Genomic DNA, 13,162 nt, shown 5'->3' on the forward strand with positions numbered 1-13,162 from the left:
GCCGGCCCCGGCCCGGTCCCCCGGGGACCGGCGCCTGCCGGACTGCGGGTCCCGGGCCGTTCCCGGGCCCGGGAGGGACCTTCATTTGGCAAGGCGGAGAAGGAAGCAGGGCGAGACCACCACCGGCCTCGCGGCCCAGGCTGCCGGCCGGGACGAACAGGCCCCGGCCGGCCCGGCAGCCGGCGCCGGCCTGGAGCAGCCCGAGCGGGCTGTCGCCGGGGAAGGGACGGGGGCGGCGGGCGCAGCGTCCACCGGTGCCACCCCGGCCGCTGGGGCCACCCCCGCCGCCGGTGGCCCGGCGGCCGCCCCGGCGGCGGTGGCCCGCTGGGAAGAGCGCATCGTCGCCTTCATGCGGGAAAAGGCCTACCGCCCCCTGACGGCGAGCCAGCTGGCCGCGGCCCTGGGCGTGGAAGACGCCGCGGCGGATGCCGCCTTCCGCGCCGCCCTGGAGCGGCTGGAGGCCGAGGGCCGGGTCGTCCGCACCCGCACCCGCCGCTACGGCGTCCCCGAGCGGATGAACCTGGCCGTGGGCGTGCTGCAGGGACACCCCAAAGGCTATGCCTTCCTCATCCAGCCCGACGGGGACGACGTCTTCATCCCGGCGGAGAACCTCAACGGGGCCATGCACCGGGACCGGGTGGTGGTGCGGCTGGTGGGCCGCGCCCGGGGCGGGCGGAAGGCCGAGGGCGAGGTCATCCGCATCCTGGAGCGGGCCAACCGCGAGCTGGTGGGGCGCCTGGAGTGGCACGGGGGCGAGGCAGGCTACGGTTATGTCACCCCCGTGGACCAGCGGGTGTTCTGGGACGTCTTCATCCCCCAGGGCCGGCTGGGCGGCGCCCAGGCCGGCGACATGGTGGTGGTGGAGATCACCCGCTGGCCGGAGAAGCGGCGCGGCCCCGAAGGCCGGGTGGTGCGGGTGCTGGGCCCGGCCGATGCGCCGGGCGTCGACGTGGCGGCCATCGTCGCCAAGGCGGGCCTGCGGGTGGAATTCCCGCCGGCGGCCCTGGCCCAGGCGGAGCAGGTGCCCGAGAAGGTCACCGCCCGCGACCGCCGGGGCCGGCGCGACCTGCGCGACTGGCTGATCGTCACCATCGACGGCGCCGACGCCAAGGACCTGGACGACGCGGTCTCTCTGGAGCGGCTGCCCGAGGGCGGCGAGGCGGCCTGGCGGCTGGGCGTGCACATCGCCGACGTGTCCCACTACGTCCCCGAGGGGAGCCCGCTCGACCTCGAGGCGCGCCGCCGGGCCACCAGCGTCTACCTGGTGGACCGGGTGGTGCCCATGCTGCCGCCCCGCCTATCCAACGGCATCTGCAGCCTGAACCCGCGGGTCGACCGGCTGACCGTCACGGTGCTGATGGATTTCGACGCCCGGGGGCGGCGGGTCGGTTACGAGATCTTCCCCAGCGTCATCCGCACCCGCCACCGGCTGACCTACGAGGGCGTGCAGCGGATGCTGGAGGGGGACCCCGCCGACCCCGAGGTGCGGGCGCTGCGGGAAAAGCACGCCGACGTGCTGCCCATGCTGGAAGACATGGCGCGGCTCTCGGCCCGGCTGGCGGCGCGCCGGGAGCGGCGAGGCAGCATCGACTTCGACATCGCCGAGGTCAAGGTGGTCCTGGACGAGCAGGGCATGCCCCGGGAGCTCCTGCGCCGGGAGCGCACCGTGGCCACCCGGATCATCGAGGAGTTCATGATCGCCGCCAACGAGACGGTGGCGGAGCACTGCCACTGGCGGCAGGCGCCCTTCCTCTACCGGGTCCACGAGGAGCCCGACCCCGACGAGGTGGAGGAACTGGCGGCCTTCCTCACCATCCTGGGCTATCACCTGCCGCCCCGGCGCAAGCTGCACCCGCGGCTCTTCCAGCAGGTGCTCAAGCAGGTGGAAGGCCGCCCCGAGGAGTACCTGGTCAATGCCGTGGTGCTGCGCACCATGAAGCGGGCGCGCTATGCCACCGAGGCCCTGGGCCACTTCGGGCTGGCGGCGCGGTTCTACTGCCATTTCACCTCGCCCATCCGGCGTTATCCCGACCTGGTGGTGCACCGCATCGTGAAGGAGCTGGTGGCTCGGGGCACGTTGCCGGCGGCCCGGGTCGACCAGCTGGAGGCCCTCCTGCCCGAGATCGCCGACCACTGCTCCCAGCAGGAGCGGGTGGCCGAGGAGGCCGAGCGGGAGAGCGTCGACCTGAAGAAGGTCCAGTTCATGGCGGACAAGGTGGGCGAGACCTACCGGGGCATCATCTCGGGGGTGACCTCCTTCGGCCTGTTCGTCACCCTGCCGAACCTGGTGGAAGGGCTCGTCCATGTCAGCACGCTGACCGACGACTATTATCACTACGAGGAGAAGCTCTACAGCCTGGTGGGCGAGCGGACCCGCCGCACCTTCCGCCTGGGCGACGAGGTGGAGGTGGTGGTGGCCGCGGTCCATCCCCAGACCCGCACCATCGACCTGGTGCTGGCGGAGCTGGCCGGCGAGCTGGAAGACGATGCCGGCCGGACGGGGCGCGGCGGGCGCCGCAGGGGTGGCGCCGTGACCACCCAGGCTGGGCGAGGGAAGAAGGCGGCCCGCACCGCCGCGGCGGCGGCGCCGGCCGCCGCCCGGAGCAACGGCGGCAAGGGCCGGGAGAGGAGAGCCCATGGCGGCACGGGGCGACGGAGTGCGCCTGGTGGCAGAAAATCGAAAGGCACGTCATGACTACTTTGTCGACGAGACCTTCGAGGCGGGGCTGGTGCTGACCGGTACGGAGATCAAGTCCATCCGCGCGGGCCGGGTCAACCTGCGGGACAGCCACGCCCGGGTGGAACGGGGCGAGGTGTGGCTTTACGGCGTCCACATCGCGCCCTACGAGCACGGCAACCGGTTCAACCACGAGCCGGACCGGCCGCGCAAGCTCCTGCTGCACCGCCGGGAGATCCATTACCTGGCGGGCCGGGTGCGGGAGCGGGGCTACACTCTGGTGCCGCTCAAGCTGTACCTCAAGGGCGGCTGGGCGAAGGTCGAACTGGCCCTGGCCCGGGGCAAGAAGAGCTACGACAAGCGGGCCACCATTGCCCAGCGGGAAGCCCAGCGGCGCATCGCCCAGGCCCTGCGCGCTCGCCGGTGAGCGGGGGCCGGGACGGGGGCGGACCGGCGGTGGCACTGCCGCCGGTGGTGCGGGCCGGGAGCCGGGCCGGCGCGATCGCTGCGTGGGGACGGCCGCTGCGCCACCATGCTGCGCGGCGGTGGCGCGGCCTCCCCCCCGCCCCCACCGCGGCGCGATTGCGCTATAATGTACTCAGCCTTTCTGTGCCCGCCGCCCGGCGAGCCGGCCCAGGGAAGGGCGGGCGCGGCGGCGGGGTCGCCCGCCGCGGCGTGGCGGGCGACGGCATCCCTGCGGGGGTGATTTAGATTCGACGCCGGTAGGGTGGGTTGGAGAAGCGAGCCGAGGTTCCGCCCCTCGTTAAACAGCGGAACGGCCAATAAGTGCCAACGAAGAGCTCGCTCTGGCTGCTTAATCGCTAGCGGCCAAGCCGCGTGAGCCCCTGCCTGCGGGGCTGGCGCGGTTCCATGCAGCAGGCTGGCCGCCTGCCCGGCCCGCGGGGTGGGCGGTGAGATCGAAGCGGGCTGGCCCGTCCCGGACCCTGCCCCTGGGGGACGGGAGGGCGAGACCCATCCAGGGGCTACGCTCGTAGAGGCTCCGGCTGGCCCGCCGGCGGACCGGGGTGCAAATCCCCGCACCTCCACCGGGGCGCCCCGGGTGGCCGGTGATCCCGGCCGCCCGGGGCGCCGGCGTGTTTGTGGGCGGAAGCCGGCGCGCGGCGCCGGCTGGCTGCGGCCCGGCGGCTCCGCCGCGGCGGCGCCGGCCGGCTGCGGCCCGCCGGTTCCCCGTGGCGTGACGCGGCCGGTTGGGGCCGGCCACGGTGGCGTGGCCGCCCGCCCTGCCGGCCGGGCGCAGGCCGGTTCGTCCGAGGAGGAACCTGATGGACCGCTGGGTCCTCCATTGCGATCTGGATGCCTTCTTTGCGGCCGTGGAGCAGCTGGACCGGCCCGAGCTGGCGGGCCGCCCGGTGATCGTGGGCGGCGATCCCGCGTCCCGGGGCGTGGTGGCCACCTGCTCTTACGAAGCCCGGGCCTTCGGGGTGCGCTCCGCCATGCCCCTGGCCCAGGCGCGCCGCCTGTGCCCCCAGGCGGTGTTCCTCCCCGTGCGCCGGGAACGGTATGAGGAAGTGTCCCGCCGGGTCATGGCGATCCTGGCCCGGGAGAGCCCGGTGCTGGAGCCGGTGTCCATCGACGAGGCGTACCTGGAGGTGCGGGGCGACGGCCCGGCGACCGCGCGCCGGCTGCGGGAAGCCGTGCGGCGGGAGGTGGGGCTGGCCATGACCGTGGGCGTGGGGCCCAACCGGCTGGTGGCCAAGATGGCATGCCAGATGGCCAAGCCCGACGGGCTTTTGGTGGTCCCGCCGGACGCGGTGGAGCGGTGGCTGGCGCCCCAGCCGGTGGATGCTCTGCCCGGCCTGGGTCCGGTGACGGCCGCCCGCCTGCGCCGCCTGGGCATCGAGACCCTGGGCCAGCTGGCCACGGCCCATCCGGCCCGGTTGCATCCCGTCCTGAAGAGCCGAGTGGCCGAAGTGCAGGCGCGGGCGCGGGGCTGGGATCCGCGCCCGGTGGGAGCCGGCGCGCCGGTGCGGTCCTTCAGCGAGGAGCGCACCCTGGCCCGGGACCGGCGGGCGGGGCAGGTCCTGCCGGTGCTGGCCGAACTTTGTGAGGAACTGGGCAGCCGGCTGCGCCGCTGCGGCTACCGGGCGACCCAGGTGACCCTCAAGGTGCGCTACGCCGACTTCACCACCATCACCCGCAGCCGCAGCCTGGAGCAGCCCGTCTGCGGGGACGGGGAGCTGCTGGCCGTGGCCCGGGAATTGCTGGAGCGGCATGTGCCCGCCGGGCGCTGGGTGCGGCTGGTAGGGGTGGCCGCCGGCGGCCTGGTCCACCGCCAGGACCCTCAGCAGCTGCAGCTCTGGCCCGGCGACCAGCGGGCCCAAAGGCTGGCGGAGGCCGTCGACCGGGTGCGCGGGCGCTTCGGCCCCAGCGCCATCGGCCTGGCGGCCCGCTGGTTGCACCAGGGCCGGCCGCAAGGCCGCCGCGTCCCGTCGGAGCATGGCCCCGCCGGTTCGCCCGGAGGGGGCCGGCCCGTCTCGCCCGCCGGCCCTACGCCAGGGGCGCAAGGCGCGCCGGTGGAACCGGCTCCCGGCCGCCGGCCGCGGGGAGGCGCCCAGCGGTGAGCGACGGTCTCAGCTACGTCCTGGTTTTCCTGGCCCGGGTCGCGGACGTCAGCCTGAGCACGCTGCGCCTGATGCTGGTCTTCCGGGGCCAGCGGCTGCTGGGATCCCTGGTCGGCCTGTTCGAGGTCAGCATCTACATCGTGGCCCTGGGCTTCGTGGTGGAACGGCTGCACGAGGATCCCATCACCCTGCTGTTCTACGCCCTGGGTTTCGCCAGCGGCAGCTACCTGGGCGGCGTGCTGGAGGAGCGGCTGGCCCTGGGCGTCGAGATGGTGCAGGTGATCCCCCACGGGTCGGGGGGCCGGATCCTGGCCGGTGACCTGCGGCAACAGGGCTACGGCGTGACGGAGCTGGAGGGCCAGGGCCGGGAAGGTCACCGCACCGTCCTGCTGATCACCGTGGAACGCAAGCGGCTGCCCCAGCTGCTGGCCACCCTGCGGGAGCGCGAGCCCCAAGCCTTCGTTACCGTGCTGGATACGCGGCGCGCCATCGGCGGCGTCTTCCCCGGCGTGCGCAAGGGGAAGTAGCCGGGGTGCGCCGTGTTGGAACCCGCGATTCGCTCCGGGGGAGCGGGACGAGGACCGGGGGACCGGGATGGGGAGGGTCCGATGAACGTCGCCCTGCTGGTCGATTTCGGCAGCACCTTTACCAAGGTTTCGGCCGTCGACCTGGACCCGCCGCGCCTTCTGGCCCGCGCCCAGGCCCCCACCACCTACGCCACCGGGCTGGAACAGGGGCTGGAGAGGGCCCTGGAGGCCCTCCGGGAGGCCCTGGGCGGGCGCCTGCCCGCCTTTCGTCACCGGCTGGCGTGTTCCAGCGCCGGGGGCGGCCTGCGCATGGTGGCCGTCGGCCTGGTGCCCGGCCTGACCGCCGAGGCGGCCCGCCGCGCCGCCCTGGGAGCGGGGGCGCGGGTGCTGGCCACCTTCAGTGGCCTGCTGCGTCCGGCTGACCTCGACCGGCTGGCGGAGCTGGAGCCCGACATCATCCTGCTGGCGGGCGGCACCGACGGGGGAAACCGCACCGCCCTGCTGGACTTCGCCCGCGCCCTGGCCCGCTGCCCCACGAGCGCCACCGTGGTGGTGGCCGGGAACCGGGAGGCCAGCCCCGATGCGGCCGCCATCCTGGAGGCGGCGGGGAAGGCGGTGCGGGTGGTCGAGAACGTGCTGCCGCGCCTGGACACCCTGCAGGTCGAACCCGCGCGGGAGGCCATTCGGCGGGTCTTCATGGAGCGCATCGTGGTGGCCCGGGGGTGGAAGGAGGTGGAGTCCCGGCTGGGCTCCATCCTGATGCCGACTCCGGCCGCCGCCCTGCGCGGGGCGGAGCTTCTGGCCGCCGGCGCCGGGCCGGAAGAAGGCCTGGGGGATGTGCTGGTGGTGGACATCGGCGGGGCCACCACCGACGTCCATTCGGTGGCCGACGGGCTCCCCACCGACGGGAAGACCGTGCTCCGCGGCCTGCCGCCGCCCCGCAGCCAGCGCACCGTCGAGGGCGACCTGGGCCTGCGCCATGGAGCGCCGTCCCTCGCCGAGGCGGCCGGGTTCATCCCTGCGGGAGGTGGTCCGAGCCCCTGGTTGGACCGGGTCCGGCGGCGCGCCGCCGACCCGGCCTTCGTGCCGGGCCCCCGGGAGACCGAGGAGCGGCTGGCCGACCAGGAACTGGCCCGGGCGGCGGTGCGGCTGGCGGTGGAACGCCACGCCGGCCGCCGTGAGGCCCTGGCCACGCCCCACGGCCGCCGCTGGATCCAGCGGGGCAAGGACCTGCGGGGCATCCGCCACGTCATCGGCACCGGGGGCATCTTCCGCCACGCCCCCGACCCGGCCGCGATCCTGGCGGCGGCCCTGGACCCCCAGGACGAAGGGCCGGTGCTGCGGCCCCGGCAGGCCCGCCTCTGGGTCGACGGGGAGTACCTGTTGAGCCATGCCGGCCTGCTGGCCGCGGTCGACCCGGCGGCCGCCCTGAAGCTGCTCAAGGCCGGCCTGGTCCCCGTGGGCCAGGCCTGAGTTGCCGGCCACGCGCGGGCCGGGGCCCGTTGGCGGTCGCCGGTCGCCCGGCGGAGAAGGCGCGGGAGGGCGCCCATGGACCGGGCCCCGCCCCCAACGGGCCGGGGCCCGGCAAGGCGCCAGCAAGCCAAAGCCAGCAAGCCGAAAAGGTGTGATGGAGATGCAGCGGCACGGGAAGCACCCGCCAGCGGAAGGATCCGGCCGGGCGCCGGCCCGGCTGGTGCTGGCCACCCACAACCCGGGCAAGGTGCGGGAGCTGGAAGAGCTCCTGGAGGCGGCGAAACTGCCCGTCCAGGTCCTCACCCTGGACCAGGTGGGGCCCGTGCGCCTGCCGGAAGAGACGGGTTCCACCTTCCTGGAGAACGCCCGGTTGAAGGCGGAGGCCGTGGCCCGGCAGGCGGGCCTGCCGGCCCTGGCCGACGATTCCGGCCTATGCGTCGATGCCCTGGGCGGGCGTCCCGGGGTCCACTCGGCCCGGTTCGCCGGGCCCGGCGCCACCGACGCGGCCAACAACGCCCGCCTGCTGGCGGAACTGGCCGGCGTGCCCCCTGCGCGGCGCACGGCGCGCTTCCGCTGCGTAGTGGTGCTGGCCCTGCCGGGCGGCCGCTGGACATGGGCGGAAGGGGAGGCTCCCGGGCGGATCCTGGAAGCTCCCCGGGGCCAGGGCGGCTTCGGCTATGACCCGCTCTTCTATTCGGACGAGCTGGGCATGACCTTCGCCGAAGCGGGCGCGGAGGCGAAGAATCGCGTCAGCCACCGGTCCCGGGCACTGCGCGCGCTGCTGCCGGCGTTGCGCGCCTGGCTGGCGGACGGTATAGTTAATTGACGGCGTGGACCGGCGGGGCGTGGTGCAGGGGCAGCACGCTTGCTTTGGGAGCAAGAGGTCGGCGGTTCGAATCCGCCCGCCCCGACAATCCGGCGCCCCCCGCGCCCGGGCGTGGAAGCGGGCCCGAGCGGTCCGTATTCCGTATGAAGAGCCGGCCCGTCACGCGACGGGATCTCACACGCGGGAGTAGCTCAATGGTAGAGCGCCGGCCTTCCAAGCCGGTGACGCGGGTTCGATTCCCGTCTCCCGCTCAGCGGGCGCGCGGCGTTCGCCGGCGCTTCCACCCGCGCCCGTAGCTCAGCGGAAGAGCAACCGCCTTCTAAGCGGTGGGTCGGGGGTTCAAATCCCTCCGGGCGCGCCAGCCGGCGCGGTGCCGGGAGTGGGACGAACAGGAACGCCCGGTGGGTCCACGGGGCACGCCCGGTGTGCTATCATAGGGAAGCCGGTGGGATGCCGGGACCCGGCGCCGCGATCGGGCGGCGAGGGGCCGTGTGGCGCGGGCGCGATCGAGGCTCCGGCGCCGCTGGGCAGCCCCGGGCCCGTCCGGACGCCGGCTGGGTGCCAACCGGTCCGCTGCCGGCCGGGGCAAGCCCCCGCACGGGCCCGCAGAGCCCGGGAAGACCCCGGGAAGGCCCCCGCGACGGTCCCCCCGGAAGGCCCCCGGAACGGTTCCAAGGGTGGCCGGGGACTACCGGGGCAAGGTGAAACGGCGGTACGAAACGTGGTGGCTGTAGCTCAGCTGGTTAGAGCGCCAGGTTGTGGCCCTGGAGGTCGGGGGTTCGAATCCCCTCAGTCACCCAGCGCGGCGGCTCCGAGCCGAACAGGCTTCGAGCCGCCCATTGGCCTTATGCCGGTCTCGGTGGGGCGTAGCCAAGCGGCAAGGCAGGGGACTTTGGATCCTCGATCGCAGGTTCGAATCCTGCCGCCCCAGCACAAGAGGGGCCATTAGCTCAACTGGCAGAGCACCCGGCTTTTAACCGGGGTGTTGGGGGTTCGACTCCCTCATGGCCCACCCCCGCAGGGCTCGCCCGGAGGTGTCATCCGGCGGGCCCTTCGTCTTTGTGCCCGCGGTGGCCAGGGTTGCGGGACCGGCCTGGCTGCTGCCCCTGGCGGGCTGCTCCCAGCCCGCCGGCCGCCGGGGGCACCGGGGGCCGGGGCGGCGTCCTGCCGGTGGCGGGTTCGCCCGGGGTGAGTTCGGGGGCCACCTCCCACCCCAGGGCGGGTGCAGGGACAGGTTCGGGACGGTCCGGCGCCTGCAGGGGCGTCCTCGCCGGATCCGGCGGGAGCCGCCGGGAGGAAGGAGCACGGTGGGGAGCGGGGGCGGCAGGGGCCGCGGGGGCCTGCTCGCCCCGGGCCGGGGCTGGCTGACCGGGAGTAGGGGCCACTGCCGGCGTCCGCAGGCGCCTCCGCGCCCGCCAGGCGTAGATCCCTGAGACCAGGGCGGTCATGGCCAGACCCGCCCCCAGCCCGGCGCCCTGGCCCGGTACCAGGGGCATGCCCGCCAGCACCGCTGCCACGACGGCCAGGACCAGGGCGTTGCTCCAGGGGAATCCAGGCACCAGGGTGGGCCGGGACCCGGCGGCCCGGCCGCCGGCGGCGTGGAGCCGGGCCTGTGCCGCCCGGAGCCGCCAGTGGGCGGCCACGATGCCGGCGTACACCAGCAGCAGGGCGAAGCCGCCCGCGCTGACCAGGAAGAGGTACACCTGCCGCGGCACCAGGTAGCCCAGGGCCACCCCGGCCAGCATCACCGCACCGGAGAACAGGATCCCGCGGCGCGGGACGGGGCTACGGTCCACCAGCCAGGGCGGCCCCATGCCGTCTTCGGCCAGGGAGCGCACCACCCGGCCCAGGCTGAACATCACCGCCAGCATGGTCGACAGGATGGCCGTCACCAGGACCCCGTTGACCGCGCGGGCGGCGGTCCCCAGCCCGTGGGCGGCCAGGGCCGCCACCAGGGGGCTGGCGGAAACGCTCACGCTGCGGGCGGGGATCAGGGCCAAGAGCACCCCCACGGCCAGCACGTACAGCCCGGCCAGCACCACAGCCGTCCACCGCGCCGCCCGGACCACGGTCCGCCGGGGATCCCGGGCCGAGGGGGCCGCCAGCCCGATGATCTCCGTCCCGGCGTAGGTGAACATCACCACCAGCATGGCCCCCAGCAGCCCGCGCCAGCCTGCGGCCTGCCAGGGCTCGCGCGCCAGGGCGCCCAGCCCCACCGGGGCCTTGCCGGGCCAGAGCCCCGCGATCAGGCTCAGGGCCACCAGGACGAACCCCGCCACCGCCAGCACCTTGACGCCGGCCAGCGCGCCTTCCAGCCGGGCCAGCTGGCGTGCGCCCAGCAGGTTCAAGCCCGTTACCACCAGCACGATCAGGGTCGCCAGCACGGGACCGGACAGGCCGGGCCACCACGCCCGCAGGAACACGGCCGCCGCCGTGGCCTCGCTGGACATGGCCAGGGTGAGCCCGGCCCAGTACACCCACCCCACCACGAAGCCGGCCAGGGGGCCGAAAGCGCGCTGGGCGTAGTCGCGAAAGGATCCGGGGGCCGGGTCGTCCAGGGTGAGGTCGGCCAGGGCCATCAGGACCACGTAGACGAGGGCGCCACCTGCGGCAAACCCCAGCAGGACGGCCGGCCCGGCGCTGCGGATGGCCACGGCGGAACCCAGGAAGAAGGCTCCTCCGATGGCACTGCCCAGGGCCAGCATGGTCAGCTGGCCGGCCGTCAGCCCCTCGCGCCTGGCCATGGCGACTCCCCCTTGCGTGGCGTCGCGCGGTGCGGCACCGCCAGCGGGTGGCGCGCGGCACCGCCGGGTCTTAGCATGGGAGCCGGGCAGGGGACTCATCCCGGACAGGGATGCCTCCAGGAAGGGGGCCGGCGCGGGCCAGGGCCGGCCCCCGGGGCGGTGCAGGAGCTGGCGCCGGGAGCTCACCAGGGCCCAAACTGGAAGTCATCATGGCGGTGAGGTGAGCGGGATGGAGGGTCAGGGTGCCATTCCATCTCCACAAGGCCGTCGCCGGGACGGGCAGGAGCCCGCCGTGCCGGAACAGGACGCCACCCGGCAGGGGAGGGCCGAAACGGCCTGGGCCCGGCAGGGCAGGGGCGGCCCGGGCGGGGACCGTCCGGGCGGGGCCGGGCCGCTAGGGTGCGCACAGGACGCGGCCGAACACGGCGGAACGCGGCCGGTAGGGCGTGCACAGGACGGGGACGAACCGGCTGCCCGCCTGCTCCGGGCCGGGCGGGACGGGCGGAGGGAGGAGGTGCTGGCGCTGCTGGCGACCCAGCCTGGACTGGCCCGGGTAGCGGCGGCCACCGGCATGACGCCGCTCCACCATGCCGCGCGCCACGGCTGGGCCGGCGTGGCGCAGCGGCTGCTGGACCTGGGGGCCGACCCCGATGCGGTGAACCGCTGGGGGCTGGTCCCCCTGCATTACGCCGCCCGGTACGGACACGGCGCCGTGGTGGAGCTGCTGCTGGACCGCGGCGCCCGGCCGGACGTGGCCGCAGCAGGGGGGCAGACGCCCCTGGACTGGGCCATCGTCTTCGGGCACCCGCAGGTGGCTCGCCTTCTAGTCGAGCGGGGGGCCGCCATCGGGCCCTTCGCGGCCGCGGGTCTGGGCGACGTGGCACGACTGGCCGCCTGGGTGGAGCGGGACCCGGGGTGGCTCTCGGCACGCAACGACTGGCAGGGGACGCTCCTGCACGTGGCGGCCCTGGCGGGACAGCGGGAGGCCGTGCGCTGGCTGCTCGACCGGGGCGCCGACCCGCGGGCCCGCGATGCCCGCCAGCGCACCCCCGGTGATCACGCCCGCGACCCCGTCATCCGGCGCTGGCTGGCCGTAGCGCCGCCAGAGCCGGCGGGGTGACGAAAGCCGCCCGGTGCACCTCCGGAGTGTACCACCGGGTCCCCTGCGGGGCGCCGCGCACCGGCCCGGCGCCCGGGTCCGTCCCGCGCGCTCCCCAGACGAAGGCCTGCAGGCCGATGAGGTACGCAATGGAAGGGCAATAGTACACCCCGCTGTCGGGGAACACCGTGGCCAGCCGACCGGTGATGGTGGTCAGGGCCTCCCGGTGGATGAAGGGAGAGAGGGCCTGCTGGACCAGCAGGCCGCCTTCGGCCAGGGCCCGGTAAGCCAGCCGGTAGAAGGTCTCACCGTACAGGGTGTCGGCCGGCGTGCCCGGGTCGCTGCAGTCGACCAGGATGGCGTCGTAGCGGCCCGGCTCGGCCTTCTGGAGGAACGCGAAGCCGTCGGCGTAGTGGATCTGCAGGCGCGGGTCCGACCAGGCGGTGCCGCCCACCTGGGGGAGCCACTGGCGGCAGACCCGGACCACCGCTTCATCGAGCTCCACCATGTCGATGGCCTCCACCTCGGGCCAGCGGCTTACCTCCCGCAAGGTGCCGCCGTCACCGCCGCCGATGATCAGGACCCGGCGCGCCCGGGGCAGCGACGCCAGGGGCACGTGAACCAGCATCTCGTGGTAGATGAACTCGTCCAGCTCGGCCACCTGCAGGATCCGGTCGAGGAAGAGGGCCCGCCCGAATCCCTCCAGCTCCGCCACCACGATGTCCTGGTAGGGGGAACGCTCGTGGTGGAGCAGGCGCTGCAGGCGCCACCGGACCTGAAAGCCCACCGTCTGGTTCTCCACGAGCCAGCCCGATTCGGGGTCCACCTGCCAGCCGGCCTGGGTGAGCTCGTTGACTCCCACTCTGCCGTCCACTCCTTTGCCCTGAGGGTTGTTGCGATCGAGGTCAGGTTCGTGCGGTGCCGTCGGGCGGGTTCCACCCCGGGCCCGCGCAGCTGCGGCCCGCAGCGCGCGGCCGGGAAGGGGCCCCGCAATCCAACACTTTGCCACTTTGCCACGGGCCATGGGAACCCTCCCGGCCGCTGCCGGTTGCCGGGGGACAGCGCCGCCCACGGCCCCGTTGCGGCGTGGACACTCGCCGGACCGGGATGCTAAAATGAACCTTGCTGCGATCCCGGATCCCGCTAGCAGGCGGGCGTGGCGGAACGGCAGACGCGCCAGACTTAGGATCTGGTGGGTTCGTCCCGTGGGAGTTCGAGTCTCCCCGCCCGCACA

The 13,162-nt window shown here is 74.6% G+C and carries 9 protein-coding genes, 7 tRNA genes and 1 other RNA gene; 15 read left to right on the plus strand and 2 right to left on the minus strand.

What is annotated here, in order from left to right:
* The first annotated feature begins 85 nt into the window (after nucleotides 1-85).
* The 13 genes from rnr (at nucleotide 86) to ACZ5T9_RS02990 (ending at nucleotide 9,097) form a co-directional block, all read left to right on the plus strand.
* On the plus strand, nucleotides 86-2,695 hold the full coding sequence (gene rnr / locus ACZ5T9_RS02930) for a ribonuclease R (RefSeq protein WP_464833769.1): 2,610 nt from the start codon (nucleotides 86-88) through the stop codon (nucleotides 2,693-2,695).
* A complete protein-coding gene (smpB, locus tag ACZ5T9_RS02935; RefSeq protein ID WP_464833770.1) occupies nucleotides 2,637-3,104 on the plus strand; it encodes an SsrA-binding protein SmpB in 468 nt (155 codons plus the stop codon). The genes rnr and smpB overlap by 59 nt, the downstream gene beginning before the upstream one ends.
* Before the next feature lie 271 nt (nucleotides 3,105-3,375).
* Nucleotides 3,376-3,726, plus strand: a transfer-messenger RNA (tmRNA) gene (gene ssrA / locus ACZ5T9_RS02940).
* 234 nt (nucleotides 3,727-3,960) lie between these two features.
* Nucleotides 3,961-5,259 (plus strand): DNA polymerase IV, encoded by a 1,299-nt coding sequence (gene dinB, locus ACZ5T9_RS02945; RefSeq protein WP_464833772.1) that lies wholly within the window; start codon nucleotides 3,961-3,963, stop codon nucleotides 5,257-5,259.
* Nucleotides 5,256-5,786 (plus strand): DUF2179 domain-containing protein, encoded by a 531-nt coding sequence (locus tag ACZ5T9_RS02950; RefSeq protein WP_464833774.1) that lies wholly within the window; start codon nucleotides 5,256-5,258, stop codon nucleotides 5,784-5,786. The genes dinB and ACZ5T9_RS02950 overlap by 4 nt, the downstream gene beginning before the upstream one ends.
* Nucleotides 5,787-5,867: 81 nt before the next feature.
* The gene (gene glmL / locus ACZ5T9_RS02955; protein ID WP_464833775.1) at nucleotides 5,868-7,259 is read left to right on the plus strand and encodes a methylaspartate mutase accessory protein GlmL; all 1,392 of its coding nucleotides are present in this window, start codon (nucleotides 5,868-5,870) and stop codon (nucleotides 7,257-7,259) included.
* Between the two features lie 160 nt (nucleotides 7,260-7,419).
* Nucleotides 7,420-8,085, plus strand: a complete 666-nt coding sequence (locus tag ACZ5T9_RS02960) for an XTP/dITP diphosphatase (RefSeq protein ID WP_464833777.1) — start codon at nucleotides 7,420-7,422, stop codon at nucleotides 8,083-8,085.
* Between the two features lie 13 nt (nucleotides 8,086-8,098).
* A tRNA-Pro gene (locus ACZ5T9_RS02965) sits at nucleotides 8,099-8,170 on the plus strand.
* A gap of 95 nt (nucleotides 8,171-8,265) precedes the next feature.
* Nucleotides 8,266-8,336, plus strand: a tRNA-Gly gene (locus ACZ5T9_RS02970).
* A 35-nt stretch (nucleotides 8,337-8,371) separates the two neighbouring features.
* Nucleotides 8,372-8,446, plus strand: a tRNA-Arg gene (locus tag ACZ5T9_RS02975).
* 363 nt (nucleotides 8,447-8,809) lie between these two features.
* Nucleotides 8,810-8,883 (plus strand) — tRNA-His (locus ACZ5T9_RS02980).
* A 62-nt stretch (nucleotides 8,884-8,945) separates the two neighbouring features.
* Nucleotides 8,946-9,016: transfer RNA gene (locus ACZ5T9_RS02985), tRNA-Gln, on the plus strand.
* 8 nt (nucleotides 9,017-9,024) lie between these two features.
* Nucleotides 9,025-9,097 (plus strand) — tRNA-Lys (locus tag ACZ5T9_RS02990).
* 25 nt (nucleotides 9,098-9,122) lie between these two features.
* On the opposite strand, the gene ACZ5T9_RS02995 is transcribed toward ACZ5T9_RS02990, so the two are convergent.
* Entirely contained in the window at nucleotides 9,123-10,829 is a 1,707-nt protein-coding gene (locus ACZ5T9_RS02995) for an amino acid permease (protein WP_464833778.1), read from the minus strand.
* A 514-nt stretch (nucleotides 10,830-11,343) separates the two neighbouring features.
* Between ACZ5T9_RS02995 and ACZ5T9_RS03000 the strand changes: the two genes are divergently transcribed.
* Nucleotides 11,344-11,949 carry an ankyrin repeat domain-containing protein gene (locus tag ACZ5T9_RS03000; RefSeq protein ID WP_464833779.1) on the plus strand — a complete coding sequence of 202 codons (606 nt, stop codon included), beginning with the start codon at nucleotides 11,344-11,346 and terminating at the stop codon, nucleotides 11,947-11,949.
* On the opposite strand, the gene speE is transcribed toward ACZ5T9_RS03000, so the two are convergent.
* Entirely contained in the window at nucleotides 11,903-12,790 is an 888-nt protein-coding gene (gene speE / locus ACZ5T9_RS03005; protein WP_006902909.1) for a polyamine aminopropyltransferase, read from the minus strand. The two genes, ACZ5T9_RS03000 and speE, sit on opposite strands and share 47 nt — an antisense overlap.
* Nucleotides 12,791-13,078: 288 nt before the next feature.
* Between speE and ACZ5T9_RS03010 the strand changes: the two genes are divergently transcribed.
* A tRNA-Leu gene (locus ACZ5T9_RS03010) sits at nucleotides 13,079-13,160 on the plus strand.
* The last annotated feature ends 2 nt before the right edge of the window (nucleotides 13,161-13,162 follow it).

It is taken from the genome of Thermaerobacter nagasakiensis (assembly GCF_055396825.1).

What these genes read in the sequence shown, in the direction of transcription:
- smpB (WP_464833770.1), top strand. Translation starts at nt 2,637, where the DNA reads ATGGCGGCACGGGGCGACGGAGTGCGCCTGGTGGCAGAAAATCGAAAG.
- dinB (WP_464833772.1), top strand. Translation starts at nt 3,961, where the DNA reads ATGGACCGCTGGGTCCTCCATTGCGATCTGGATGCCTTCTTTGCGGCC.
- glmL (WP_464833775.1), top strand. Translation starts at nt 5,868, where the DNA reads ATGAACGTCGCCCTGCTGGTCGATTTCGGCAGCACCTTTACCAAGGTT.
- ACZ5T9_RS02960 (WP_464833777.1), top strand. Translation starts at nt 7,420, where the DNA reads ATGCAGCGGCACGGGAAGCACCCGCCAGCGGAAGGATCCGGCCGGGCG.
- ACZ5T9_RS02995 (WP_464833778.1), bottom strand. Translation starts at nt 10,829, where the DNA reads ATGGCCAGGCGCGAGGGGCTGACGGCCGGCCAGCTGACCATGCTGGCC.